Source organism: Paracoccus sp. S4493 (assembly GCF_000967735.1).
GTDB classification, from domain to species: Bacteria; Pseudomonadota; Alphaproteobacteria; order Rhodobacterales; family Rhodobacteraceae; genus Paracoccus; species Paracoccus marcusii.
Map to the genome: position 1 here is coordinate 1 of NZ_JXYF01000055.1, position 23654 is coordinate 23654.

At 68.9% G+C, this 23654-nt stretch carries 26 protein-coding genes and 1 riboswitch; of the genes, 14 read left to right on the forward strand and 12 right to left on the reverse strand.

Annotation, left to right across the window (positions count from 1 at the left end):
* Window positions 1-87 precede the first annotated feature (87 nt).
* The 6 genes from TW83_RS22245 (at window position 88) to TW83_RS19345 (ending at window position 4419) form a co-directional block, all read left to right on the forward strand.
* Window positions 88-213: a hypothetical protein gene (locus TW83_RS22245; protein ID WP_255352780.1), complete on the forward strand. Its 126-nt coding sequence runs from the start codon at window positions 88-90 to the stop codon at window positions 211-213.
* Between the two features lie 23 nt (window positions 214-236).
* Window positions 237-1211 (forward strand): sulfate ABC transporter substrate-binding protein, encoded by a 975-nt coding sequence (locus TW83_RS09730; RefSeq protein WP_045982577.1) that lies wholly within the window; start codon window positions 237-239, stop codon window positions 1209-1211.
* Window positions 1208-2047, forward strand: a complete 840-nt coding sequence (gene cysT / locus TW83_RS09735) for a sulfate ABC transporter permease subunit CysT (RefSeq protein ID WP_045982578.1) — start codon at window positions 1208-1210, stop codon at window positions 2045-2047. Before TW83_RS09730 ends, cysT begins: the two co-directional genes overlap by 4 nt.
* Entirely contained in the window at window positions 2040-2900 is an 861-nt protein-coding gene (cysW, locus tag TW83_RS09740) for a sulfate ABC transporter permease subunit CysW (RefSeq protein WP_045982579.1), read from the forward strand. The genes cysT and cysW overlap by 8 nt, the downstream gene beginning before the upstream one ends.
* 13 nt (window positions 2901-2913) lie before the next feature.
* Window positions 2914-3633, forward strand: coding sequence for a sulfate ABC transporter ATP-binding protein (cysA, locus tag TW83_RS09745; protein ID WP_052714814.1), 720 nt, complete (start codon window positions 2914-2916; stop codon window positions 3631-3633).
* Window positions 3634-3792: 159 nt separating this feature from the next.
* The gene (locus TW83_RS19345) at window positions 3793-4419 is read left to right on the forward strand and encodes a TetR-like C-terminal domain-containing protein (RefSeq protein ID WP_052714815.1); all 627 of its coding nucleotides are present in this window, start codon (window positions 3793-3795) and stop codon (window positions 4417-4419) included.
* Here the strand turns inward: TW83_RS19345 and TW83_RS09755 are convergent, their stop codons facing one another.
* Complete coding sequence (locus tag TW83_RS09755; protein ID WP_045982580.1) at window positions 4420-4857, reverse strand: DUF1810 domain-containing protein; 438 nt, start codon at window positions 4855-4857, stop codon at window positions 4420-4422.
* Between the two features lie 162 nt (window positions 4858-5019).
* On the opposite strand from TW83_RS09755, the gene TW83_RS09760 reads away from it, so the two are divergent.
* From TW83_RS09760 to TW83_RS09790, 7 genes are all read left to right on the forward strand, one after another.
* A complete protein-coding gene (locus TW83_RS09760; RefSeq protein ID WP_052714816.1) occupies window positions 5020-5502 on the forward strand; it encodes a YetF domain-containing protein in 483 nt (160 codons plus the stop codon).
* A gap of 65 nt (window positions 5503-5567) precedes the next feature.
* Window positions 5568-6494 carry a LysR family transcriptional regulator gene (locus TW83_RS09765; RefSeq protein ID WP_045982581.1) on the forward strand — a complete coding sequence of 309 codons (927 nt, stop codon included), beginning with the start codon at window positions 5568-5570 and terminating at the stop codon, window positions 6492-6494.
* 105 nt (window positions 6495-6599) lie between these two features.
* Complete coding sequence (locus TW83_RS09770; RefSeq protein ID WP_045982582.1) at window positions 6600-7589, forward strand: tripartite tricarboxylate transporter substrate binding protein; 990 nt, start codon at window positions 6600-6602, stop codon at window positions 7587-7589.
* 85 nt (window positions 7590-7674) lie between these two features.
* Window positions 7675-8175 (forward strand): tripartite tricarboxylate transporter TctB family protein, encoded by a 501-nt coding sequence (locus tag TW83_RS09775; protein ID WP_045982583.1) that lies wholly within the window; start codon window positions 7675-7677, stop codon window positions 8173-8175.
* A 9-nt stretch (window positions 8176-8184) separates the two neighbouring features.
* The gene (locus TW83_RS09780; RefSeq protein WP_045982584.1) at window positions 8185-9678 is read left to right on the forward strand and encodes a tripartite tricarboxylate transporter permease; all 1494 of its coding nucleotides are present in this window, start codon (window positions 8185-8187) and stop codon (window positions 9676-9678) included.
* Window positions 9679-9681: 3 nt separating this feature from the next.
* A complete protein-coding gene (locus TW83_RS09785) occupies window positions 9682-10542 on the forward strand; it encodes a shikimate dehydrogenase (protein ID WP_157001490.1) in 861 nt (286 codons plus the stop codon).
* On the forward strand, window positions 10539-12416 hold the full coding sequence (locus tag TW83_RS09790) for a sugar phosphate isomerase/epimerase and 4-hydroxyphenylpyruvate domain-containing protein (RefSeq protein WP_045982585.1): 1878 nt from the start codon (window positions 10539-10541) through the stop codon (window positions 12414-12416). Before TW83_RS09785 ends, TW83_RS09790 begins: the two co-directional genes overlap by 4 nt.
* Window positions 12417-12443: 27 nt before the next feature.
* Here TW83_RS09790 and TW83_RS09795 read toward each other — a convergent pair whose 3' ends face one another.
* The 5 genes from TW83_RS09795 to TW83_RS09815 all read right to left on the reverse strand — a co-directional run bounded on the left by TW83_RS09795 (window position 12444) and on the right by TW83_RS09815 (window position 17345).
* Window positions 12444-12644: a hypothetical protein gene (locus TW83_RS09795; protein ID WP_127897629.1), complete on the reverse strand. Its 201-nt coding sequence runs from the start codon at window positions 12642-12644 to the stop codon at window positions 12444-12446.
* Window positions 12645-12771: 127 nt separating this feature from the next.
* On the reverse strand, window positions 12772-13761 hold the full coding sequence (locus TW83_RS09800) for a spore coat U domain-containing protein (protein WP_045982587.1): 990 nt from the start codon (window positions 13759-13761) through the stop codon (window positions 12772-12774).
* Window positions 13758-16103 (reverse strand): fimbria/pilus outer membrane usher protein, encoded by a 2346-nt coding sequence (locus TW83_RS09805; RefSeq protein ID WP_045982588.1) that lies wholly within the window; start codon window positions 16101-16103, stop codon window positions 13758-13760. Before TW83_RS09805 ends, TW83_RS09800 begins: the two co-directional genes overlap by 4 nt.
* 25 nt (window positions 16104-16128) lie before the next feature.
* Window positions 16129-16842 carry a molecular chaperone gene (locus TW83_RS09810; RefSeq protein WP_052714817.1) on the reverse strand — a complete coding sequence of 238 codons (714 nt, stop codon included), beginning with the start codon at window positions 16840-16842 and terminating at the stop codon, window positions 16129-16131.
* A gap of 11 nt (window positions 16843-16853) precedes the next feature.
* Window positions 16854-17345: a spore coat U domain-containing protein gene (locus tag TW83_RS09815; protein WP_045982589.1), complete on the reverse strand. Its 492-nt coding sequence runs from the start codon at window positions 17343-17345 to the stop codon at window positions 16854-16856.
* A 331-nt stretch (window positions 17346-17676) separates the two neighbouring features.
* Between TW83_RS09815 and TW83_RS19350 the strand changes: the two genes are divergently transcribed.
* A complete protein-coding gene (locus TW83_RS19350) occupies window positions 17677-18573 on the forward strand; it encodes a GAF domain-containing protein (protein ID WP_162198036.1) in 897 nt (298 codons plus the stop codon).
* A 15-nt stretch (window positions 18574-18588) separates the two neighbouring features.
* Here TW83_RS19350 and cobF read toward each other — a convergent pair whose 3' ends face one another.
* From cobF to cbiT, 6 genes are all read right to left on the reverse strand, one after another.
* Window positions 18589-19329 carry a precorrin-6A synthase (deacetylating) gene (cobF, locus tag TW83_RS09825; protein ID WP_045982590.1) on the reverse strand — a complete coding sequence of 247 codons (741 nt, stop codon included), beginning with the start codon at window positions 19327-19329 and terminating at the stop codon, window positions 18589-18591.
* Window positions 19326-19991: an energy-coupling factor ABC transporter permease gene (locus TW83_RS09830; protein WP_045982591.1), complete on the reverse strand. Its 666-nt coding sequence runs from the start codon at window positions 19989-19991 to the stop codon at window positions 19326-19328. The genes cobF and TW83_RS09830 overlap by 4 nt, the downstream gene beginning before the upstream one ends.
* Window positions 19992-20021: 30 nt before the next feature.
* A riboswitch (cobalamin riboswitch) is annotated at window positions 20022-20238 on the reverse strand.
* Window positions 20239-20258: 20 nt separating this feature from the next.
* Complete coding sequence (locus TW83_RS09835; protein WP_045982592.1) at window positions 20259-21596, reverse strand: cobyrinate a,c-diamide synthase; 1338 nt, start codon at window positions 21594-21596, stop codon at window positions 20259-20261.
* Window positions 21593-22360 carry a precorrin-4 C(11)-methyltransferase gene (cobM, locus tag TW83_RS09840; protein ID WP_045982593.1) on the reverse strand — a complete coding sequence of 256 codons (768 nt, stop codon included), beginning with the start codon at window positions 22358-22360 and terminating at the stop codon, window positions 21593-21595. The genes TW83_RS09835 and cobM overlap by 4 nt, the downstream gene beginning before the upstream one ends.
* Window positions 22357-22680 carry a cobalamin biosynthesis protein gene (locus TW83_RS09845; RefSeq protein WP_045982594.1) on the reverse strand — a complete coding sequence of 108 codons (324 nt, stop codon included), beginning with the start codon at window positions 22678-22680 and terminating at the stop codon, window positions 22357-22359. Before TW83_RS09845 ends, cobM begins: the two co-directional genes overlap by 4 nt.
* Window positions 22662-23654, reverse strand: a 993-nt coding sequence (cbiT, locus tag TW83_RS09850) for a precorrin-6Y C5,15-methyltransferase (decarboxylating) subunit CbiT (protein WP_045982595.1), incomplete at its 5' end; no start/stop codon positions are given. The genes cbiT and TW83_RS09845, both read right to left, overlap by 19 nt.

A 23654-nucleotide genomic window follows, 5' to 3' on the forward strand; every position in this document is an offset into this window, starting at 1 on the left:
ACTGCTGGCCGGGCGCGACGCCCGCCTGTGGGATGCCCGCATCCAGCCGCTGCCCGCCAGCGCCCGCTGACCCGGACAGGACGGCCCATGACCCCGATCGCATCCAGCACCCCCGCGCAGACCGCCGGCCCGGACGCGGCCACGGCCCCCCAGACCCGGCGCACCGCGCCTAGCTGGTGGCCGACCGGCCGCCTGACGCCCACCGGCATCTGACCTATCCCATCACGAGGACCATCATGTTCATCCGCCCCGCCATCCTGTCGCTGCTGCTGCTGGCCCCCGCCGCCCAAGCGCAGGATCTGCTGAACGTCAGCTATGACCCCACGCGCGAGCTCTATCGCGACATCAATCAGGCCTTTGCCGCCCATTGGCAGGCCCAGGGCCATGATGCCCCGACCATCGAGACCAGCCACGGCGGGTCGGGCGCGCAGGCACGATCCGTGATCGACGGCCTGAACGCGCAGGTGGTGACGCTGGCGCTGGCCAGCGACATCGACCAGATCGCCGCCGCCGGAAAGCTGCCGGCCGACTGGCAGTCGCGCCTGCCGCACAATTCCAGCCCCTATACCTCGACCATCGTGTTCCTGGTGCGCGACGGCAATCCCAAGGGCATCCAGGATTGGGGCGACCTGACCGCCGAGGGGGTCGAGGTGATCACGCCCAACCCCAAGACGTCCGGCGGGGCGCGCTGGAACTATCTGGCGGCCTGGGCCTGGGCCCAGAAGAACGGCCACGATCCGGCCGAGTTCGTGGGCCAGATCTTTGCCAACGTGCCCGTCCTGGACACCGGCGCGCGCGGCTCGACCACGACCTTTGCACAGCGCGGCATCGGCGACGTGCTGCTGGCTTGGGAGAACGAGGCCTATCTGGCGCTGGCCGAACTGGGCGAGGATCAGTTCGACATCGTCGTGCCCAGCCTGTCGATCCTGGCCGAACCGCCGGTGGCCTTGGTCGATGGCAACATCGCGGACGACGCGCAGCGTGACCTGGCCAGCGCCTATCTGGATTATCTTTACACCCCGGAAGGGCAGGCCTTGGCCTTCAAGCACTATTACCGCGCGTGGGACGCCAGCGCCGCCGACCCCGCGGATGTCGCCCGCTTCCCCAAGCTGGAGCTGGTCACCATCGACGACCTGGGCGGTTGGGCCAAGCTGCAGCCCGAGCATTTCGGCGATGGCGGCATCTTCGACCAGATCTATGTGGCGAAATGAGCGGCCGACCCCTCATCAGCCGCACGGCGATGCCCGGTCTCGGCCTGTCGGCCGGGATCACCCTGTTCATGCTGACGCTGGTGGTGTTCCTGCCCATCGGCGCGCTGCTGTGGCAGGGCGCGGCCTTCGGCCCGGCGGCCGTCTGGGACACGATCAACCGCGAGCGGGTCTGGGCGGCGCTGTGGCTGTCCTTCCGGCTGTCCTTCCTGGCGGCCTGCTTCAACCTGATCTTCGGGGTGATCCTGGCCTGGGTTCTGGTGCGCTATCGCTTTCCGGGGCGGCGCATCATCGATGCGGCGGTGGATCTGCCCTTCGCACTGCCCACCGCGGTGGCGGGCATCGCGTTGACCGCGCTTTACGCGCCGAACGGAGTGCTTGGCAGCCTGGCCGGTGATCTGGGCTGGCGTATCGCCTATACGCAATGGGGCATCTGGCTGGCCTTGGTCTTCGTAGGACTGCCCTTCGTCACCCGCACCGTCCAGCCGGTGATCGAGGAGATCGAGACCGAGGTCGAGGAGGCCTCCGCCACGCTCGGCGCGTCGCGCTGGCACACCCTGCGCCACGTGATCGCACCGATGCTGATGCCCGCGGCGCTGACCGGGTTCGCGCTGTCGCTGGCGCGTGCGGTCGGCGAATACGGGTCGGTCATCTTCATCGCCGGCAACATCCCGCTGCGCACCGAGATCGCCCCCCTGCTGATCGTGATCCAGCTGGAGGAGTACAACTACGGTGCCGCCGCCGCCATCGGCCTGGCGATGCTGGCCATCAGCTTCGCCATGCTGCTGGCGATCAACCTCATCCAGATCTGGTCACGCCGGAGGATCGGTCATGTCTGACGCCACCCACCCCTTCCGCCGCGCGACCGAGGAATCACCCGCCGCCCGGTGGGCAATGATCGCCGTCGCGGTGGGGGGCCTGGCCCTGCTTGTCGGCGCCCCGCTGGTCATCGTCTTTGCCGAGGCCCTGTCGCGGGGCTGGGCTGCCGCGGTCGCAAGCCTGGCCAGCCGGGACGCGCAATCCGCGATCCGCCTGACCCTGCTGATCACCGCAATCGCCGTGCCGCTGAATGCGGTCTTCGGCATCGCCGCCGCCTGGTTCGTCACCAAGTTCGACTTTCGCGGCAAGGCCTTCCTGATCACCCTCATCGACCTGCCATTCAGCGTCAGCCCGGTCGTGGCGGGCCTGTGCATCGTGCTGCTGTTCGGGGCGAATTCGGCCATCGGCGGCTGGCTGGTGGCCAGCGGATACCCGATCGTCTTTGCGGTGCCGGGCATCGTGCTGGCCACGGTCTTCGTGACCTTTCCCTTCGTCGCGCGCGAGCTGATCCCCGTGATGATCGAGCAGGGCCGCGCCGAGGAGGAGGCCGCGCTGACGCTTGGCGCATTGGGCTGGCGGGTGTTTCGCACGGTGACGCTGCCCAACATCCGGTGGGCGCTCCTCTATGGCACGCTGCTCTGCACCGCCCGCGCGATGGGCGAGTTCGGCGCCGTGGCCGTCGTCTCGGGCAAGATCCGCGGCCAGACCGCGACCATGCCGATCACCATCGAGATGTTCTACAACGAATACCTGTCGGTCGCGGCCTTTTCCATGGCGGCGCTGCTGACGGGGTTCGCGCTGCTGACGCTGATGCTCAAGACCGCGCTGGAACTGCGCCATGCCGACGCGTTGTCGGCCACCCGCCGCCATTAGGGAAGGACAACCCATGCATATCCAGATCGACGAGATCGCCAAGGAATTCGGGACCACCACCGCGTTGCATCCGATGTCGCTGTCCATCCCCTCGGGCGCGCTGGTGGCGCTTCTGGGGCCGTCGGGTTCGGGCAAGACCACGCTCTTGCGCATCCTGGGCGGGCTGGAATTCCCGACCTCAGGGCGGGTGCTGTTCAACGGCCAGGACGCCACCGGCATGACCGTCCAGGACCGGCGCGCGGGCTTCGTGTTCCAGTCCTATGCCCTGTTTCGCCACATGACGGTGTTCGAGAACATCGCCTATGGCCTGCGCGCCCGGCCCCGCGCCAGCCGCCCCCCCAAGGGCGAGATCGAGCGGCGGGTGCTGAAGCTGCTGGACCTGATCCAGCTGCCCCAGATCGCCGACCGCTATCCGACCCAGCTGTCGGGCGGGCAGCGCCAGCGTGTGGCCCTGGCCCGCGCCCTGGCGATCGAGCCGCGCATGCTGCTTCTGGACGAGCCCTTCGGCGCGCTGGACGCCAAGGTCCGCAAGGAGCTGCGCCAGGGTCTGCGCGACATCCATGACGAGACCGGGCTGACCACCATCTTCGTCACGCATGACCAGGACGAGGCGATGGCGCTGGCCGATCTGGTCGTCGTCATGTCCATGGGCCGGATCGAGCAGATCGGAAAGCCCCAGGACATCCGCACCCGCCCTGCCACCGCCTTCGTGCGCGAATTCGTCGGCGTGTGACGGACGCCCGCCGCGGGTCGATGTCCTGTCGGTGGCGGGTAGTCAGGTGTCGCGAATGCCGCTGCCGCCTCTTGCGAAATGCGGCCAACTCTGCTTGCAGTTGCGCAGACAAAATGCGGTTCGCGATGCTGCGATGACGGACAGGACACAGAGGCTGCGATGACCGGGACGACCCTGCGTGGCAACGTCTATGCGAACGCCATTGAGGCGCTGACAGAGCTTGCGGCGCGCAACGGCGCGGTCCCGTCGATCCAGGAGATCGCCGACCACATGGGCGTGTGCCGGGACCGGATCGACCAGCTGTTTCCCAGCATTCAGCATCTGCTGGTCGCGATGGCCGAAAGCGCGATGATGGTGCTGAACCAGACGCTGATCGACTGTGTCGCGGCCGCCCGCCGCGACGATCCGGTCGCGCAGTTCCTGGCCATCGCGAACGGTTATGTCGAATGGGCGCATCGCCATCCCCGCGAGTTCCGGATCGTCGGGTCGATGCCCGCCGGCAATTTCGAGGGCAATGAACGCCTGATGCGATATGAGGCGTCGATCCACGAATTGATGATCAGGCTGCTGCAGCGGGCGCAGGCATCCGGGCTGATCGCGCAGGACCAGGATCTGGTGACCTTCGTTTCTGTCGCGCACACCTTTGCCTATGGGGTGGCCAGCAAGATGCTGTTGGGCGATCTGGCCCGCTGGAACCCCGGATCGTCCGACATCGAGGCCGCCCGGACCAACATGCGCGTCTTCATCCTGCACCTGTTGCACCCGTCGGGTCAGGCGGTCGCGTGACTAGGCGTGCAGCCGCCGCGCTGTCACGGGGCAGGGCCGACCGTCGAAGAAGGTGTCAAGAATCGTCGTGAAGACTGCGGGGCCATCGGCGGCGAACAGCGTGGCCGACGACCGCAGCTTGTCCGCGTCTATGGTGCCAAAGATCGCGTCGGCCGACCGGTCGTCATGGGTCAGAACGGCCTGCGCGCAGGCGACCAGGCGCGGACCAAGCAGCGGGTGCGCCAGGTACCGCCGTGCCTCTTCGCGGTCCGCTATGCCGTACAGGTGGGACATCGCCGACTGTCCCAATCCGCGCAGCTGCGGAAAGATGAACCACATCCAGTGGCTTTCCTTGCGGCCCCGCTCTAGTTCGGACAGCGCGACGGCATAGGCGCGGTCCTGCGCGGCGACGAACCGATCGAGGCTTTCGGGGTCCTGTGCGGACGAATGACGGGTCATGGATATGCTGCCTTTGGGTTTCGGACGGGACATCGGGACAACGCCCCGACAGGCCTGCCGGGTTCACATGGCCCTGGCCGATGTTCGATGGGCATGGGCCTAAGGCGAACCGATCCGTTCCCGCCACGTTGGACCCTGCAACGTGATGATGGAGGGGATCGGATGGATTGGGGCGCAATGTTCTTTCAGGGCTGGGAAGGCATCGTGCGGACGCTGCTTGTCGGCACCTTGGCCTATGTCGTGCTGGTGGCTTTTCTGCGCATCGCCGGCAAGCGCAGCCTTGCCAAGCTGAACGCCTTTGACTTCGTGGTGACGGTCGCCCTGGGCTCGATCCTGGCCAGCATCCTGCTGCAGGAATCCATCGCGCTGGCCGAAGGGGCCACGGCGATCGGCCTTCTTCTGCTGCTGCAGTTCATCGTCACCTATGGGTCGGTCCATTCCGCCACCTTTGCCCGGCTGATCCGGTCCGAGCCGAGCCTGCTGGCCCGCGACGGCCGGTTCTGCAGCGCCACGATGACCCAGCAGCGGCTGACCGAGGACGAGATCATGGGCGTCGTCCGGTCGGCCGGGGCGCGCGACATCGCCGAGGTCCGCTTCGTCATCCTGGAGGCTGACGGCACCATCAGCGTATCACTGCAGCAGTGAGGGCGACCGGCGCGGGGCGCGATCGGAACCTTGCAATGCGCGCCTTTCCGCCCGAAGCATAAGCGATGAGAGAGCTTACCCTGCGCCAGGTCGAGGTCGTGCGCGCCGTTATGATCGCCGGCACGATCCAAGGTGCCGCCGATCTGCTGAACGTGTCCGCACCCGGGATCAGCCGGCTAATCAAGCATACCGAAAGCGGCCTTGGCATCCGGCTGTTCGAACGCAAGGCCGGGATCTTCGTCCCCGCGACCGAGGCGCATGCGATCTTTGCCATGCTGGAGCAGGTTCACCGCCAGATGGACAACCTGAACGTCGCGGTCAGCGCGCTTCAGAAGGGGCACCAGTTCACGCTGTCCTTCGCATCCGCGCCCTCGATCGCGCAATTCATCGCGGCGCGGGTCATCCGCGGGCTGCGGCAGCGGTTCCCCGATCTGGACATCGACCTGGACATCCTCAAGATCGAGGAGACGCTGGACTATCTGCTGCTGGAAAAGGGCGAGGTGGTGATCATGTCGTCGCACTTGGACAATCCCGGCATCCAGTGCACCCCCATCGGCGAGGGCCGGATCGTGGCCATCATGCCCGAAGGGCACGTGCTGGCGCGGAAGCTGGCCGTGTCGATCCACGATTTGGTCCAGTATCCGTTCATCGGCGTCGATCCGTCCGACCCCTATGGCAAGACCCTGGCGCGGCCCTTCGACGATGCCGGCCTGACCCCGCGTCACGCGATGCGCGGGCGGTTCGCCCAGACCATCGTCAGCCTGGTGCGCCACGGCCTGGGCGTCGCGGTCATCGACGAATTCTCGGTGGCCGAGGTGTACATGGCCGGGCTGGTCCGCCGGCCGCTTGTCGAGCCCGCGACGATCACCGCCTGGTCGGTGCAGAAACGGGGGCGCCAGCTGTCCAGCTTTGCCGAACAGACCGTGACCCTGTTCCGCCGCGAACTGGGCCGGGCGCGGGCACGCGAGAGGTGGGACCAGCCAGCCGATTAACGTCAGGTTACGTTCCGCGTTCAATCGGTATTTGCGGTTAGCCCTGCGATCTGAGATGCATGGGCGACGGCCCAGGAGGATGGGCGCTGATCTGAGGGAGGAACGATGCGACATTTTGTTTACGGCGCGGCCGTGGTGCTGGGTCTGGCGATGCCTGCGATGGCCGAATACCCCGAACGCGACATCCAGGGCATCATCCAGTGGGGTGCCGGCGGGTCGACCGACACGGTCAGCCGTTCTGTGACGCCGCATGCCGAGGAGATCCTGGGCGCCAAGGTGATCCTGCAGAACGTGACCGGCGGGGTCGGGGCCATCGGCCTGAACCAGGCCGACCGCGCGGATGCCGACGGCTATACCCTGCTGTTCGGGGCCGAGAACCCGCTGCTCTACAAGGTCATGGGCCTGGGAGAGAAGGACTATTCGGACTTCGTGCCGATAAACGTCATCGCGCGCGGCATCCCCATCCTGGTCGCCCAGCCCGATGCGCCCTTCGACACCTTCCCCGAGATGATCGCCTATATCAACGAGAACCCGGGAGAGGTCCGTTTCGGTTCGACCGGGCCGGGCGGCCTGCCGTCTGTGGTCACGGCGATGATCAACGACAAGACCCCGATCGAGGTGACCGCCGTGCCCTATGACGGCGACGGCCCGGCGCTGACCGCGCTGCAGGGCGGGGCGATCGACGTGATGCCCGCCGTGCTGGGCGCCGCGCTGGAGCCGGTGCGGGCCGGCAACCTCAAGGCCATCGCGATCTTCGACACAGAGGGCGTGCCGCAGTTGCCCGACGTCCCGGCGATCACCGACACGAACCCGGAATTCGCCGACCTGCTGCCCTGGGGTCCGTTCTTCGGCATCTTCGTCAAGGCGGGCACCCCCGACGACATCGTGGCCAAGCTGACCGACGCCTATGGCCAGGCCACGCAGAACGCCGACTTCCTGTCGATGATGGAGGGACGCGGCTTCCGCATGCTGTCGCTGACCGGCGCCGAAGCCCAGGAGTTCCTGGACGGCTGGCAGAGCCAGACCGCCTGGATCCTGTACGACGCCGAGATCGCCAAGAACTCGCCCGAGGATTTCGGCATCAGCCGTCCCTGATCCGTCCCGATCATCGCCGCCCCGTCTGACCGGGGCGGCATCCCAAGGTCCGCGCAAGTCACAGGTCCGACGGAGGGACCCATCCATGGAACCGACCCCCAAACGTCGTCCGGGCGAACTTGTCTTCAACATCGCCGTCATGCTGGCCAGCTTCGGCCTGCTCTATTCCGCCTACGGCATCTCGGGCTTCGAGGCGCTTTCGGCCCCCGGCGCGGTGCCGATGGCCACCACCGCGATCATGGCGGTCTGCGCGATCATCATCCTAGTCCAGACGCTGCGCAAGGGCACGGGCGGCGGGCAGACCATGGCCGCCGACATCCTGCCGCTGATCGTGATCGTGACCATCGCGATGATCGCCGCCTATGCGGTGCTGCTGCGGCCGCTTGGCTTCCTGCCGACCTCGGTGCTGTTCCTGCTGGTGATGATCCGCTTTCTGTCGCGGCGCGGATGGGGCTTCTGCCTGGCCGTGTCGGTGGGCACCGTCTTCGTGATCTGGATCATCTTCCGCCTGATCTTCGCCGTCCTGATGCCCCAGGGCATCATCCCCGAGGGACGCATCGTCTCTGCCATCACGTCGCTGTTCTGAGGGCGCATCATGGACATCCTGTCGAACCTGCTGATCCCGATCGTCAATCTTGACCTGCTGATGCTGATCGCCGTGGGGACCTTCGCGGGCATCTATGTCGGCGCGATCCCCGGCCTGTCGGTGACGATGGCCGTGTCGATCCTGATCTCGTTCACCTTTTCATGGGAGGTCTATCCGGCGCTGGCGCTGATGATCGGCATCTACATGGGCGGCGTCTATGGCGGGTCGCGCACCGCGATCCTGCTGAACATCCCCGGCGCACCATCGGCCATCGCCACCGCGCTGGACGGATTTCCCATGGCCCAGCAGGGCCGCGCCGGAGAGGCGATCGGCATCGTCACGGTCGTCTCGTTCATCGGCGGCTTCATCGGCATCTTCGCCCTGGGCGCCTTTGCACCGCTGCTGTCGGATTTCGCCATCGGGTTCCAGCCGCGCGACTTCATGCTGCTGGCGATCATGGGCATCCTGCTGGTCGGATCGCTGTCGGGCGACAGCCTGGTCAAGGGCATCTTCGCGGGCGCCCTGGGCATCGGCGTGGGCGCGGTGGGCATGGACCCGCTGACCATCCAGGACCGGTTCGTCTTCGGCATCTCGGAACTGCGGGGCGGGATCTCGTTCGTGGCGGTGATGATCGGCCTTTTCGGCGTGTCCGAGGCGCTGATCCAGCTGCACAGCATCCACACCCCGGCCGTGCGCCAGAAGATCACCGGCATCATCCCCAGCTGGTCCAAGGTGCGTCGGCACCTGCCGCTTGGCCTGCAGACCTCGACCATCGGCACGGTCGTGGGGGCCCTGCCGGGCACCGGCGGCGACATCGCCGCGCTGATGGCCTATGACCATGCCAAGCGCGTCACTCGCAACCCCGAGACCCCTTTCGGCAAGGGCGCCATCGAAGGGCTGGTCGCCCCCGAGACCGCCAACAACGCCGCCGTGGGCGGGGCGTTCATCCCCATGGTGACGCTTGGCATCCCGGGCGACGCGGTCACCGCGATCATGATCGGCGCGCTGTTCATCCACGGCCTGAACCCCGGCCCGATGCTGATGATCGAACAGCCCGACATGTTCTGGTTCATCGTCAGCTCGCTGGCGCTGGCCAACGTGTTCATGCTGATCTTCGGCCTGACCGGGATCCGCCTGTTCGTACGCATCGTCGAACTGCCGCGTACGGTCCTGCTGCCGGTCATCATGGTGCTGTCGATCGTCGGCGCCTATGCGGTCAACAACAGCCTGACGGATGTCTACTGGATGCTGGGCTTCGGCGTGCTGGGCTATTTCATGCGCCTCTACGGCTATCCGCTGGCGCCCATCATCCTGGGGGTGATCCTGTCGCGGCTTCTGGACGACAACTGGCGCCGGGCCATCATCAGCGAGCGCGAGGATTTCGGCGCGATGATGATGGGCATCTTCACCAGCCCGCTGTCGCTGTGCCTGTTCCTGGCGGTCGTGATGATCCTTGTCACCAACACGCCGTGGTGGGCCCGGCGGCGCGCCCGCAAGGCCTGAGCAATGAGAGACCTGACCATGACCGACACGATCCTGCTGGGCCTGATCGGCGACAACATCGCGGCCTCGCAGTCGCCCCGCCTGCATCGTCTGGCAGGCCTGCAGAACGGGCGCCGGGTGCGCTATGACAGCCTGATCCCCGCGGTCGAGGGGCTGGACTTCGACGCCCTGTTCGCCCGCTGCGCGGCGGGGGGCTATCGCGGCATCAACGTCACCTACCCCTACAAGGAGGTCGTGGCGGGGCGGCTGCGCATCGACGATCCGCTGGTCAGGGCGATCGGGGCCTGCAACACGGTGCTGTTCGACCCGGAGGGGCCGCGCGGCTTCAACACCGACTATTCCGGCTTTGTCGCGGCCTATCGGCGGGTGCGGGGCGAACGGGCGCCGGGGGCCGTGCTGATGATCGGCGCGGGCGGTGTGGGGCGCGCGGTGGCCTTCGGCCTGATCGCCTTGGGCGCAACCGAGATCCGGCTGGCCGATCGCGACGCGGCCAAGGCCGACGGCCTGGCCGATGCGCTGCGCCGCGCCGCGCCGGGGCTGGTCGTGCGGACCGGCACCGATGCGGCGGCGCTGGCGCCCGGCGCGCAGGGGCTGATCAACTGCACCCCCGTCGGCATGGTCGGCTATGGCGGCACGCCCTTGCCCGCCGATCTGATGATGGGGGCGGAGTGGGTCTTCGACGCGGTCTATACCCCGGTCGACACGCCGTTCCTGCGCGATGCGGGGGCGGCGGGTCTGGACGTCATCTCGGGATACGAGCTGTTCGTGGGGCAGGGCGTGGATGCCTGGGCCATCTTCACCGGCCTGCCCTTGGACGAGGCGCGCCTGCGCGACGATCTGGCGGCCGGGCGGGACGCGCGATGAAGACCTCGATCGCCACCGTGTCGCTGTCGGGCAGCCTGACCGCCAAGCTGGCCGCCATCGCCGAGGCCGGGTTCGACGGCATCGAGATCTTCGAGCAGGATTTCCTGGCCTCGGACTTCACCCCGGCCGAGGTCGGGCGCATGGTCCGCGACCACGGGCTGGAGATCACGCTGTTCCAGCCTTTCCGCGACTTCGAGGGCCTGCCCGAACCGCATCGCAGCCGCGCACTGGCCCGGGCCGAACGCAAGTTCGACTTGATGAACCAGCTGGGCACCGACCTGATGCTGGTCTGTTCGACCGTCCATCCGGCGGCCATCGGCGGCATCGACCGCATGGCGCGCGATTTCCGCGACCTGGGCGATCTGGCGGCCCGCCACGGCATCCGCGTGGGCTTCGAGGCGCTGTGCTGGGGCCGCTTCGTGAACGACCACCGCGACGCCTGGGAGGTGGTGCGCCGCGCCGACCACCCGAATGTCGGCCTGATTCTGGACAGTTTCCACACGCTGGCGCGCCGGATCGACCCGGCCTCCATCCGGGCCATTCCGGGCGACCGGATCTTCTTTGTGCAGCTGGCCGATGCGCCGGCCATCGACATGGACCTGCTGTACTGGTCGCGGCATTATCGCAACATGCCGGGCGAGGGTGATCTGGACGTGACCAGCTTCATGCAGGCGGTCGCGGCGACGGGCTATGCCGGACCGCTGAGCCTTGAGATCTTCAACGACCAGTTCCGGTCGGGCCTGCCGCGCATGGTGGCCAAGGACGGGCATCGCAGCCTGATCGCGCTGATGGATCAGGTGCGGCGTGTCGAACCGGCCGCCGCCCCCGACCTGCCGCGCTTTCCCGCCCCGGCCCCGGTCGAGCGGATCGAATACATCGAATTCGCCACCAGCGCGGCCGAGGCCCCCACGCTGGAGACGCTGCTGTCCAGCCTTGGCTTTGCGGCAGGGGGGCGGCATGTCTCCAAGCCCGTGACGGTCTGGCGTCAGGGCGGCGTGAACGTTCTGGTCAATTCCGACCCCTCGGGCTTTGCCCACAGCGCGTACGTGACCCACGGGACGACCGTGTCGGAAATCGCGCTGATGGTCCCCGATGCCCGCGCCGCGTATCAGCGCGCGACCGCGCTTCTGGCGCGGCCGCTGGTCCAGGAGACGCCGCCGGGACAGCTGGCGATTCCCGCGATCCGGGGCGTCAGCGGCAACGTGATCCGCCTGCTGGATGCCACGTCGGACTTGGCAGGCATCTGGCAGGTCGATTTCCGCGCGACGCCCGCGCAGGCCGGGGCCGGGATCACCGGGATCGACCACATCGGCCAGACCATGGCCTATGACGAGATGCTCAGCTGGTCGCTGTTCTACACGTCGATCTTCGACGCGCAGAAGGCGCCCATGGTCGATGTCGTGGACCCCGACGGGCTGGTGCGCAGCCGGGCGGTCCGGTCGGGCGGGCTGCGGGTGACGCTGAACGGGGCCGATGCGCGCCATACCCTGGCCGGCCGGTTCATCGAGGACAGCTTCGGCGCCTCGGTCCAGCATGTGGCCTTTGCCAGCGACGACCTGTTCGCCACCGCCGCCGCCTTGGCGGAACGCGGTTTCGCCACGCTGCGGATCGGCGCCAACTACTATGACGACATCCAGGCGCGGTTCGGGCTTGATCAGGGCTTCGTCGACAGGATGCAGGCGGCATCGATCATGTATGACGAGGATGAGGGCGGACAGTTCTTCCAGCTGTACAGCGAACCGCGCGCCGACGGCTTCTTCCTTGAGATCGTCCAGCGACAGGGCAACTATGCGGGCTATGGCGCGCCCAATGCCCCGTTCCGCATCGCCGCGCAGAAACGCGCCGCCCGTCCCGCCGGAATGCCGCGCCACTAGCGTCGCGGCGGCCGCGGCTCACAGGCGTCAGCGCAGCGCGACGTTGCGCAGCAGCTGGATCTGCGTGACCGTCTCGACCACCCGATAGGTGGTCGCGCGGTTGCGATGCAGCACCGTCAGCGAGGTCAGGCCACCCACCGTTTCGTGCGTTTCAAAGTCCGTGTCGCGGTCGAAATCGATAGCCCGCGGCTGCAGCGTGTCGGGATCGGTCAGGATCATTCGCGGCATGGCATGTCCGTCTTCGCAAAGGCTGGGCACTGTCGGTCGGCGCAGGTAAACTGCATCGTTCATCCTTTGGTTGCATCATGCCAGCCCGGATCAGCCAATTTTCGCCGCTGCCCGATCCTTGGACAGATCAATAGGTGACCGTGACCACGACGGTATCGGAATAGGCACCGGGCGGGGGCGTCGGCTGCGGGGGCACGCGGCCATGGACCGTCACGGCGCGCGAGACCCCGGTCCCCGCATCCGTCGTGGCCAGGCCGTCCGCGATCAGCCCCCATGGCTGTGTCCGGGCTGCGTCGCGATACAGCTGATAGCCCACGCGATGTCCCGCCAGATCGCGCATCTGCCGGCCGCTGATCCCCGCCGCCTGCAGCCCGTGACCCAGCCCCAGGCTGTAGCTGGTTCCCGCGGTGCAGGTCACGCGCACCTGGCTGGTCGCATCGACCGGCCGGTCCAGCAGGCCATGCTGGCCAAAGTCCAGATCGTCGGCGACGACGCGGCAGTTCGGGCGGACCTGGGCCTGCACGCCAAAGGTGAAGCCCGTCACGCGCGTGTCGCATCCCCCCAGAAGCGGCGGCCGGCATGTCTCGGTCGTGGCGCGGACATCCAGCGACTGACGCGAAAATGTCGCGCTGTATGCACCCGGAACGGCCGCGTTCTGCGCGCCGGGGACGCGGGCATAGACCGGCACGTTCATGCCCGTCGTCGTCAGCAGCGACAGGACCGAGCTGCCCGTCAGGACCACGGGCTGCCCGCCATGCGTTCCCTGACTTCCTCCGAAGATCGTCGTGTGGGTCGGGTTCTGGTACAGGTCATAGGCCAGGCTGCTGCCCGACGGCCCCCCAAGGCGGCGCAGGCTGCCGAACAGGCCCGCCGAACCGTCGCCCAGTTCGATCGTCACCGTGATCGAGTTCAGCAGCCCCAAGAAGGTCGAGCAGTTGACCGCGATGTTGCCCGTAGCGGTGGTCGGGCTGCTGCCCAGGACATCGACGGGCCCCAGCACGATGTTGCTGGCCGAGAAGGTGCAGCTTTGCGCCCGGGCCGGCACGGCCAATCCAAGGGTCAGCAGACCTGCGATCAGGAACAGCAGGATGGCACGCCGGAAGGGGGCAGGGGTCATAGGCAGGGCACCTTCTGCAGATGGGTCAGGACGCCGGGTTCGTCGACATAGGCGACCTCGGCGCGACAGCGCCGCCCGTCGGGATAGGTCACCGCGATCACGTTGGTCTCCTGCATGCCGGACAGGAACGTCTCTCCGTCAAATCCGACCAGGTTGTCGCCGCCATCATCGTTCAGCACCACCCGTCCCCCGACCTCCAGCGGCTGGCCCTGGCCGTCGACCAGCCCGATCAGCGCCTCGCGCGTGCTGGTCTGCACGCCGAAGGTGACCGTCGCCCCCGACCGGTGGGCCGGGCGGACGACCCGCTGCGTGGCATCGGCGGCCGCATCCAGCGGCAGCCCAAGCGGGTCGATGGAGATCGCGTTGCCCTCGTAGGCGCGCAGGTCGGGGACCAGGATGCGGCCCGACCGCCCGGTGCGGCCGACGGTGCGATTTTCGGCGCTGACCTCGACCCCGGGGGCGCCGGCATCGACGACGGCAAAGGCGTCCTGGACCGGGCGCGACAGAAAGACGCCACCGCCCGACGCGACGATCGCTCCGTCGACCCGCAGGCCCACGGCCTGGGCGCCCGACTGGCTGCGCGCCGCGACCTCGACGCGGCCCAGCTGGTTCTCGTATCCCGCATCGGCCCGGCTCGAGCGCCCGTCCCCCTGGTCCGCCTGCACCCGCCAGTTCCAGCGCGGAATGTCGCCCGCGCTTTGACCGCTGATCTGCGCATAGTGACGCCATCCGCCCTGGCGGCGTTCGGACTGCATCCCGGCATAATGCCGGGTTCCCAGGGGGATCTGCAGCTGGACCCCCGCGGTCGTGTCGCGCCGCGATCCGCGCAGCGATGTCGCGCTCAGCGTCACGCTGCTGTCGCCCCACAGCCTCCGGCTGAAGGACAGGCCCAGGGCAGTTTCGCGGGCAACCGCGTCGGGCGCACGGATGTCGGAAAGAAACAGGCTGGCGCCGCTGCCGATCCGGCTGTCCAGCGGCATCGACAGGCTGACCTGGGCGATCTGGCGGGGAAAGTCGTATCGGTCAGTGCGCGCGCCCCGCGGGGTGGCCGACACGGCGGCGACGTCATCGAACCGCCCCTGGGTCCGCATCAGGCGGCCTGACAGGGCGGCGGACCTGATCGACAGGCTGGTCGACAGATCCAGCAGCACGCCGCTGCCCCTGTCGGACCGGCTGCCGGCCAGGCCAAGGCTGGCCGTGCCCAGATGGCCGATCCGGACCACCGCACCCGCGCCCGCCATCTGCAGGCCGCGCCCCCCTTCGGCATGGGCCGACAGGGTCAGCGCGTCGGTCACGCCATAGCGCAGCGTGCCCACGCCGAAGATGTCGTCGCCATAGCGATCGCCTGGCGTGCCGATGCCCAGCCTGGGCCGCCCCACGGACAGCGCGAAATCGGCAAGCCCCGGTTTCAGCAGCAGGTCCGACATCAGGAAGGGCAGATCGACCTGCGTCTCGCGGCCCGTCACGTCGCGCACGACGACGCGCGCCACCCCCGACCCCCCGGTCAAGGGCAGGTCGCGGATGCTGAACGGACCGGCGGGCACCTCGGCGGAATAGGCCCGGATCGAATCCGAGAAGACCTCGACCGTCGAGGGCAGGGCGGCGCTGCCCTCGAACCCGGCCAGCGGGATCGTGACCAGATCGGGCTGCAGGCCGAAATTGCGCTCGACCATCGCGCCGCCCATGCGGACCGGCCTGGCCCAGGAGGGACCGCGTGACGCGATGTCCCCGACCTGGACCTGCATCGCGCGCCCGGGGAACGAACTGCGCCAGCTGGTCTCCAGCCGTCGGTACCGATGCGATCCGTCCCCGTCCGGCGCGACGACGAATGCGTGGTTCAGCACCCCCAGGGGCATGAACAGCCGCCCGTCGACGCTGCCCGAGACCAGCTGGCCGCCGGCCCCCGCATCGCCGCGCCAGGTCTCGACGTTCAGCCCATAGTTCAGCACCACGCCATAGCCCTGATCGACCGCGGGTCCGGCATCTTCGCCGGGCGGGGTGTCCTCTGCCGGGGTACCGGCGTCAAGTTCGTGGGGCGCTGCGATGTCGGGCGGGACGATGAAGCGGATCGTCTGGTCGGGCGCGACCAGGCGCCAGCCAAGGCCGGGGATCTGGTCCAGCCTGACCTCTCCGGTCACGGCATCACCGGCCAGGATGCCGCTGGTGCGCAGGTCCTCGGCATCCGCGCTGAGGACGCCGTCGCCCACTTCGGTGAACCTGGCGATCAGGTTCCTGGGCTGGCCGTTCACGAACACCTCCAGGTACAGGTCCTGCCCCGCCTCGGGTGGCGGGATGTCCTGGGCCCCCGCCGGTCCGCAGCACAGCGACGCAAGGACGGTCATGACCAGCCACCCTCGGCCGATGCGCTCAGCGCATGGGGACATCGACGTCCAGCGCCCCCAGGTTGGTCGCGGCCGTCAGCCGCGCCGAACCGCCCAGCTGCCCCGCCGGCGCAATCGGCCATTCCATCGACGATCCGCCCAGCACGTATCCCAGCAGGCCGGGATGGCGCACCGTGGCGCCGTTCGGCGCGCTCAGCGTGACGTCGGCGATACGAAGGCGGCTGTCGCCGGTGTTCTGGGCCACCAGATGGGTCGCGCCCCCCGATCGGCGCAGCGACCAGCGGACATCGGCGGACCGTACCCCGGCATCGGTAAAGAACACCGGGATGCGCAGTTCGGTGGCAAAGGCCACGGCGCCCGCCTGTGTGCGCGACTGGTCCGGGATCTCGTTCAGGACGACGCGATAGGCCTCCTCTCCGCTGACCGCGGTGCGCGCGACTCGGACGACGCGGATCGTCTGCGTCGCGCCGGGTGCAAGCTGGATCGCGGGCGGGCTGACCACGACATCCGCGCTGCGTTCCAGGCTGTCCTGGGCACCGGGCTGCAGCCAGCGGAAGACGCGCGACTGGACGGTGATCGGCTGGCTGCCGTCGTTGCGCAGGGTCAGGGTGGTCGCCGCCCCGGGCGCCGGAACCTCCAGCAGCACCGGAGAGACCCTCAACCCCTGCGCCGCGGCCCCCACCGCCAGGCCAAGCGACATCAATACGGCCAGAAGGCCGCCTGCAAGAAATCCACGCATGGTCTGGCCTTTCAGTAGGTGACGGTCACCGTGACGGTATCGGTATAGGTTCCGGGGGCAGGCGTCGCCTGTGCCAGGACCCGGCCGAAGACCGTGAAGGATTGCGCGTCGCCCGTCCCCGTCGCCGGCTGGGTGTCCGCGCCCACGGCATTGCTCCAGTTCGTCACCCGCCCGGCGTCCTGGAACAGGGCATAGGCGATCGTCTCTCCGCCCGACGTCATCTGGCGCACGCTGGTCGTGGCCCCGGCGCCCAGCCCCTCGTTCAGGCCGATGTCATAGGGGGTGGTGTCGGTGCAGGTGACCTCCATCGTGGCCGTGGCATCGACATCCGTGCCAAGCACGCCCTGGGTCCCGAAATCCAGCGTCTCGGTCGAGGTGATCTCGCATTCGGCGACGATGGTGATCCGGACGTCAAAGCTGTCCGTCGTCACCGTCTGCGCCAGGGGCACGGTCGCCGAAAGGGCAATGACGGCTAAGATCGTCGGAAAAATTTCCTGTGTCATGATGGTTCATATGCTCCAAAATTCGAGAACGCCGATCCGAAGTTTTGCAGACTAAGCAAAAAGCACATCTTAAAGGTGTATTAAGAAGTATCGGGCACAGTGATTTCGCATCAAACTAAACCTTACAGTGTGTAACCTTGATTTTGCTCAAATCCCCCATATCCGCGGATCGCCCCGCGGACCCATGCCTTATCCCTGGCCGCGGCGGTCATTGCCGTCGCAGTCCGGGTATCGAAAGAATTCGGTCATGACCTTGAACTGGAAACGTGCGGGTGACCCTGGCGCCGGATCCGCCGCCACAGATGGCACCCCGCGACGGGACTTGTCCGGCATGGACGTTCCGCCGACCGATTCGGGCCTGATCCGTCTCTACGAAAACGGCGTGCTGCGTCCGACGCGGACGCCGGTCTTCGACCGCGTCGTCGAGCAGGCGCGGCGGATATTCTCCTGCCAAGCCAGCCTGCTGACGATCATCGACGAGGCGAACGACCGCCAGTTCTTCAAGGCCGAGGCGGGCCTGATGCTGACCGCGGAGGAGGATCGCGTCACGTCGCTTGCCTATTCCTTCTGTCGGATCGTCGTCGCGAATTCCGCGCCGCTGGTCATCGCGGATGCCCGGATCGATCCGCGGTTCAGCGGGCATCTTGCCATCGGCAGGTTCGGCGTGGTCGCCTATCTGGGCGTGCCGGTCAAGGACGAGACGGGCAGGGCCATCGCCGCCCTCTGCGTGGCCGAAAGCAGGCCGCGGGACTGGACGTCGGCCAATGTCGAGGTGCTGCAGGCCTTTGCGGAAGGTGTCTCGACCCAGATCAAGACGATGGTCCTGTCCGAACGGATGCGGACCGCCATCGGTCAGGAACCGGGCGGCGCCTCGGCCCTGCCACAGCCGACCAGCGCGGTCCTGACCTATCACCATGCCCCCGACGGGACCGAGACGATCGACGCCGCGACCGCGGAGACGCAGCAGATCTGGGGCATCCCGGCCGCCGAATACATGGCGCGGTTCGGCGATGTCTTCGCCTTCTGCATGGTCGAGGATTACCCGCTGGCCCGCGCATCGTTCGGAAACTCTGCCGCCGGAATGATCCCATGGCACCATCGCTGGCGCATTCGTCTGCCTGACGGTCAGGTCAAGTGGCTGGAGGGGCATGGGCTTCCCGCATCCGGTCGGAACGGCGGGCTGACATGGGACTGCACGATCAACGACGCGACCCGCCTGACATCCTGACGTCCCGCGGGCCGGTCACGCTGCATCGTCGCGGGCAAGCAGATAGCAATCCATGATCCAGCCATGCGCCGCCCGGGCGGCGGCGCGCGCCACCTCGATCCGTGGTCCGGCCTCGGTCAAGGGGCCCGCCTCCAGCAGTTGTTCGGGCATGCCCAGATAGGCGCCCCACCAGATCTGCAGGCCCTTCGGGGGCAGCGTCGCAAAGGCGCAGGTGCCGTCCAGCATCACCACGACCCGGTCGGCGTCGCCGGGAAAGCCCGCGTCGCGCAGCCGCCGCCCGGTGGTGATCCGCACCTCGGATCCCAGGGCGTTCAGCGGAATGGCATGGGCCGCGCACAGGGCCTGGATCGCGGTGATTCCCGGGATCACCCGTGCGCGCCAGTCCAGACGCGCGGCAATGCGCAGGCTGCTGTCATAGAGCGACGGGTCGCCCCAGACCAGCATCGCCACCGTCCCGCCCTGCGGCAGCGCCGCCGCGACGGCCCCCGCCCAGGTTTGCGCGATGGCATCATGCCATCGGTCGACGGCCTCCAGATAGGGCAGGTTTGCATCGCGCACCGGCAGGTCGATCTCGGCCACGGCGCCGCCGGGGCGGTGGCGGTCCAGCATCGCGCGGCGCAGATGGGCCAGATCCTCCTTCCCCGCCCCCTTGCGGGGGATCACGACCAGATCGGCCTCCTGCAGGGCGCGGACGCCCTGCAGGGTCAGGTGGTCGGGATGGCCCGTGCCGGCCCCGATCAGCACCAGATCGATCATGCGTAGAGCCGGGGCGTCACCAGCCCGCTGCCGCGCAGGCCGCGCGCCGCCTTGGCGCCCGCCAGCACGGCCAGATCGACCAGCGGCTCGACCACGATGACCAGCAGATAGGCCGCGCCGAAGGACAGGACCCCCGCCGTCGCACCGGCGCCCTGACCATAGAACGCCCAGAACGCGACCCAGGCCACGATGCCCCCCTGATAGGTCGCCGACAGCGCCAGCGCCTGGCCATAGCGCAGGTCCACATAGGCCGTTCCCGGCGCGATCACCCGCCCCGCCACCGCCTGCAGCGCGAACAGCGGCACCAGCAGCGTGGTCACGTTCATCCCGTATTGCGGCAGATCGAACGGCGCGAAGAACAGTCCCTGGATCAGCAGGCCCAGGGCCAGCCCGATCGCCGCCGGCGCCGCGCCCAGGATCAGGAACAGCGTCGATCCCAGGATCAGGTGCACCTCGGACACGCCCACGGGCGCGGTGGGCAGGACCTGGAAGAACACGAAGGTCGCGGCCGTCGCCAGCGCCCCGCGCGCCGCCAGCGACGCCCCGCCCTGCGCGCGCAGGGCCTGGGCCGCCAGCCTCAGCGCGTAAAGCCCGGCCGTGGCGGCCGTGGCATAGCCCAGTATCAGCTTGGCGCCGGTGACGACGCCCTCTTCGATATGCATGTCATCCTCCTGTGGCCGTCCACCCGACGGCATGGGGTTGCCTGACATGGCCGGTTTCCTGGCTTGCGGGTCCGGGCGCGGCGTCGGCCTTCCCGGATCGCTCCAGTGGCATGGGTGACGCGCGCTCTCCGCATACAGTCGCGGGGGCGGCCGGGGCTTCGGGTGCCGCGATTGGGTCCACCCTTCCCCGTTCCCGATGAAGCCCGGCGTTTCACGCCTGACGGGCACCATTCAGACGGTCAGATAGACGGGATCGCAGGGCCTGCGTCAAGTCGCGGCCGGGGCGATCAGGTGAAAGAACGTGCCGGTCACATGCCCGCCCCCGGACATCGTCCGGTGGCTGCCGGTTTCCTCCACCGCGGCGCCGGTCGCGTCGGTCACGCGCGCCAGGGGCGCATCGGGCTGGGACAGGATCGAGGCATAGTGGAATTCATGCCCCCGCAGCGCCGTGCGACCCAGTCCCGGCAGGGCGGTCAGCGGATCGGCGCGGCGGTATCCCAGATGCATCCGGCGCTTGGCATAGCTGGTCTCCAGCCCCAGCAGCCCCAACATCGGGTGCCGTTTTCCATCGGCATCCACCAGACCGGCCCCAAGCGCCATGTATCCCCCGCATTCCCCATGCACCGGCCGCGTCGCGGCAAAGCGGTGCATGGCCGTGCGGAACCCGGCGCAGGCAGCCAGTCGGGGCGCGTGCAACTCCGGGTAGCCGCCCGGCAGCCAGCAGCAGTCGGCGCTGTCATCTGGCCCCTCATCCGCCAGCGGAGAGAAGGGCAGGATCGTGGCCCCCGCCCGCCGCCACGCCTCCAGCACATGCGGATAGACGAAGCTGAAGGCCGCATCGCGGGCCAGCGCGATCCGCCCGCCGGGGGGCGTCAGCGGTCGGGGTGCGGGCGCCTCGGGCAGGGCGCGATGGGCGGCGGCTGCGATGATCGCCTCCAGGTCGCAATGCGCCGCGATAAAATCGCCCGCATGGTCCAGGATCGCTTGCAGGCCCGCCGTCTCCTCGGCCTGGATCAGGCCCAGATGGCGCTCGGGCAGGGTGATGTTGCCCTGCCGCGGCAGGCTGCCCAGCACGCGGATGCCGGCCTGATCCATCCCCTCGCGGATCAGCCGGTCATGGCGCGGCGAGGCCACGCGGTTCAGCACCACCCCCGCAAAGGGCAGATCGGGGCGCAGCGTGGCAAAGCCCCGCGCCGTGGCCGCCGCCGATTGCGCCTGCCCGCTGACATCCAGGATCAGCACCACCGGCCAGCCCATCATCTGGGCGATCTCGGCGCTGGAGCCGATGCCGGTTTCCCCCTTCGTCGCGACCCCGTCGAACAGGCCCATCGACCCCTCGGCCAGGACCAGATCGGCGGGCGGCTGGCCGGTCGCATGGGCGATCAGCCGCCCCGGCTCCATCGCCCAGGCATCCAGGTTGAAGCTGGCCCGCCCCGAGGCCGCCAGGTGGAACCCCGGATCGATGTAATCCGGCCCCGACTTGAAGGGCTGCACCACCAGCCCGCGCCTGCGCAAGGCGGTCAACAGGCCCAGCATCAGCATCGTCTTGCCGGTCCCCGATGCGGGGGCCGAGATCATCAGGCCCGGCGTCAGGGGGCGCGTCATTCCGGAAACCTCGGAGCGTTGCCCACGGGGCGATAGCGGCGGTCGTAATCGGTGGCGTAAAGACGGCTGTCTTCGAACCCCTCGCCCGCCAGCGCGGGCCCGACCAGGATCAGCGCGGTCCGGTCGATGCCCTGCGCGTCCACGGTGGCCAGCGTCGCGCGGATCACCCGCTGGTCCGGCCAGCTGGCTCGCCAGACCACCGCCACCGGGCAGTTGGGGCCGTAATGCGGGGTCAGATCGGCCACCACCCGGTCCAGCGCGTGGATCGACAGGTGGATCGCCAGCGTCGCCCCGGTCGTGGCAAAGGCCGCCAGCGACTCGCCCTCGGGCATGGTCGAGGCGCGCCCCGGCGTGCGGGTCAGCACCACGGATTGCGCAAGGCCCGGCAGGGTCAGTTCGGTGTGCAGCGCGGCGGCGGCGGCGGCAAAGCTGGGCACGCCCGGCGTCACGTCGAAGGGGATGTCCAGCGTCCGCAACCGGCGGATCTGTTCCCCCATCGCGGACCAGACCGACAGATCGCCCGAATGCAGCCGCGCCACGTCCTGGCCCGCCGCATGGGCCGTGGCGATCTCCTCCATGATCCGGTCCAGCGACAGGGGCGCGGTGTTCACGATCCGCGCGCCGGGCGGGCAGTAGGACAACAGCGCGGCAGGCACCAGGGACCCGGCGTAGAGGCAGACAGGGCAGGCCGCGATCAGGTCGCGGCCGCGCAGGGTGATCAGGTCGGGCGCGCCGGGGCCTGCGCCGATGAAATGGACGGTCATGGAACCTCTGCGATGGCGATGGTGACGGGACCGAAGGTCCGGCGCGGATGGGTCAGGCGGCCGCCCGCCCCAATGGCGGCGGCCTCGGCCACCGATCCGGTGTCGAAGGCGGCCAGGATGCGGACGGATTGCGTGGGCGTGGCGATGCCCGCCACGGCGACCAGATGCAGCGGCAGGTCGCGCGCATGGGCCAGCGGACGCAGTTCGGGCGCGCGTTCGGGAATGGTGGCCAGCGCGTCAGCACCGCCCGCGGCCTCCAGCGCGGCCAGCAGGGCGGGCAGGGGGGTGCCGGGGCGGCAGCCTATTCCGGCGATGCGCATGTGACGCTCCATTGCACGATCGGGCGGGCGGGGGTCCAGCCGCGCATCCGGCCCAGGGGGGCGGCCTCGGCGATGTCGATGCGCAGCAGTCGGCCGCCGTGATCGGCATGCCAGCGGGTCAACAGCGATTCCGTCTCCAGCGTCACGGCATTGGCGACCAGCCGCGCGCCGGAGGGCAGGCGGGCCCACAGCGCCTCCAGCAGCGCCTGCGACGCGCCGCCGCCGACAAAGACCGCATCCGGCGTTCCGGGCGGCAGCGCCTCGGGGGCCGACCCTTCGATCACCGTGACCCGCCCGCCCAGACCGAAGGCGTCCAGATTGGCGCGGATGGTGGCGATGCGGTCGGCGCGCGGCTCGATGGTCACGGCGCGCGCCCCGGCCAGCGCCCATTCCATCGCGACCGATCCCGAACCGCCGCCGATATCCCACAGCACCTCTCCCGCGCGCGGGGCCAGGGCCGCCAGGGTCAGCGCGCGGATGGGCGATTTGGTGATCTGCCCGTCATGGGTGAAGAGCGCATCCGCCCGCCCCGGCACCGCAGGCAGGCCGAAGCCGCGTGGCAGGTCCGCCCCGTCGATGGCCACCGCCATCGGCGCCGCGCAGGTCAGCGCGAACCCGTCGGCGCGGGTGGTGCGCACCTGTTCCGATGGCCCGCCAAGACGCTCCAGCACCGTCAGCCGCGCGGCCCCCGCGCCCGCGGCGACCAGCCAATCGGCCAGCGCGGTGGGCGCGTCGCCGTCGCGCAGCGTCGCGATGATCCGGCAGCCGCGCACCAGATGCGGGCGCAGACGCGCGAAGGGCGCGGCATGCAGGCCCAGGGTCACCACCTCCTCCAGCCGCCAGCCAAGGCGTGCGGCGGCCAGCGACAGCACCCCCGGCGCGGGCAGGGTGCGCCATTCGTGGCGCTCCAGCACGGCGGCGATGCCGCCCCCCGCGCCGCACCAGAACGGATCGCCCGAGACCAGCGCCGCCAC

What these genes read in the sequence shown, in the direction of transcription:
- TW83_RS22245 (WP_255352780.1), top strand. Translation starts at nt 88, where the DNA reads ATGACCCCGATCGCATCCAGCACCCCCGCGCAGACCGCCGGCCCGGAC.
- TW83_RS09730 (WP_045982577.1), top strand. Translation starts at nt 237, where the DNA reads ATGTTCATCCGCCCCGCCATCCTGTCGCTGCTGCTGCTGGCCCCCGCC.
- cysT (WP_045982578.1), top strand. Translation starts at nt 1,208, where the DNA reads ATGAGCGGCCGACCCCTCATCAGCCGCACGGCGATGCCCGGTCTCGGC.
- cysW (WP_045982579.1), top strand. Translation starts at nt 2,040, where the DNA reads ATGTCTGACGCCACCCACCCCTTCCGCCGCGCGACCGAGGAATCACCC.
- cysA (WP_052714814.1), top strand. Translation starts at nt 2,914, where the DNA reads ATGCATATCCAGATCGACGAGATCGCCAAGGAATTCGGGACCACCACC.
- TW83_RS19345 (WP_052714815.1), top strand. Translation starts at nt 3,793, where the DNA reads ATGACCGGGACGACCCTGCGTGGCAACGTCTATGCGAACGCCATTGAG.
- TW83_RS09755 (WP_045982580.1), bottom strand. Translation starts at nt 4,857, where the DNA reads ATGACCCGTCATTCGTCCGCACAGGACCCCGAAAGCCTCGATCGGTTC.
- TW83_RS09760 (WP_052714816.1), top strand. Translation starts at nt 5,020, where the DNA reads ATGGATTGGGGCGCAATGTTCTTTCAGGGCTGGGAAGGCATCGTGCGG.
- TW83_RS09765 (WP_045982581.1), top strand. Translation starts at nt 5,568, where the DNA reads ATGAGAGAGCTTACCCTGCGCCAGGTCGAGGTCGTGCGCGCCGTTATG.
- TW83_RS09770 (WP_045982582.1), top strand. Translation starts at nt 6,600, where the DNA reads ATGCGACATTTTGTTTACGGCGCGGCCGTGGTGCTGGGTCTGGCGATG.
- TW83_RS09775 (WP_045982583.1), top strand. Translation starts at nt 7,675, where the DNA reads ATGGAACCGACCCCCAAACGTCGTCCGGGCGAACTTGTCTTCAACATC.
- TW83_RS09780 (WP_045982584.1), top strand. Translation starts at nt 8,185, where the DNA reads ATGGACATCCTGTCGAACCTGCTGATCCCGATCGTCAATCTTGACCTG.
- TW83_RS09785 (WP_157001490.1), top strand. Translation starts at nt 9,682, where the DNA reads ATGAGAGACCTGACCATGACCGACACGATCCTGCTGGGCCTGATCGGC.
- TW83_RS09790 (WP_045982585.1), top strand. Translation starts at nt 10,539, where the DNA reads ATGAAGACCTCGATCGCCACCGTGTCGCTGTCGGGCAGCCTGACCGCC.
- TW83_RS09795 (WP_127897629.1), bottom strand. Translation starts at nt 12,644, where the DNA reads ATGCCGCGAATGATCCTGACCGATCCCGACACGCTGCAGCCGCGGGCT.
- TW83_RS09800 (WP_045982587.1), bottom strand. Translation starts at nt 13,761, where the DNA reads ATGACCCCTGCCCCCTTCCGGCGTGCCATCCTGCTGTTCCTGATCGCA.
- TW83_RS09805 (WP_045982588.1), bottom strand. Translation starts at nt 16,103, where the DNA reads ATGACCGTCCTTGCGTCGCTGTGCTGCGGACCGGCGGGGGCCCAGGAC.
- TW83_RS09810 (WP_052714817.1), bottom strand. Translation starts at nt 16,842, where the DNA reads ATGCGTGGATTTCTTGCAGGCGGCCTTCTGGCCGTATTGATGTCGCTT.
- TW83_RS09815 (WP_045982589.1), bottom strand. Translation starts at nt 17,345, where the DNA reads ATGACACAGGAAATTTTTCCGACGATCTTAGCCGTCATTGCCCTTTCG.
- TW83_RS19350 (WP_162198036.1), top strand. Translation starts at nt 17,677, where the DNA reads ATGGACGTTCCGCCGACCGATTCGGGCCTGATCCGTCTCTACGAAAAC.
- cobF (WP_045982590.1), bottom strand. Translation starts at nt 19,329, where the DNA reads ATGATCGATCTGGTGCTGATCGGGGCCGGCACGGGCCATCCCGACCAC.
- TW83_RS09830 (WP_045982591.1), bottom strand. Translation starts at nt 19,991, where the DNA reads ATGCATATCGAAGAGGGCGTCGTCACCGGCGCCAAGCTGATACTGGGC.
- TW83_RS09835 (WP_045982592.1), bottom strand. Translation starts at nt 21,596, where the DNA reads ATGACGCGCCCCCTGACGCCGGGCCTGATGATCTCGGCCCCCGCATCG.
- cobM (WP_045982593.1), bottom strand. Translation starts at nt 22,360, where the DNA reads ATGACCGTCCATTTCATCGGCGCAGGCCCCGGCGCGCCCGACCTGATC.
- TW83_RS09845 (WP_045982594.1), bottom strand. Translation starts at nt 22,680, where the DNA reads ATGCGCATCGCCGGAATAGGCTGCCGCCCCGGCACCCCCCTGCCCGCC.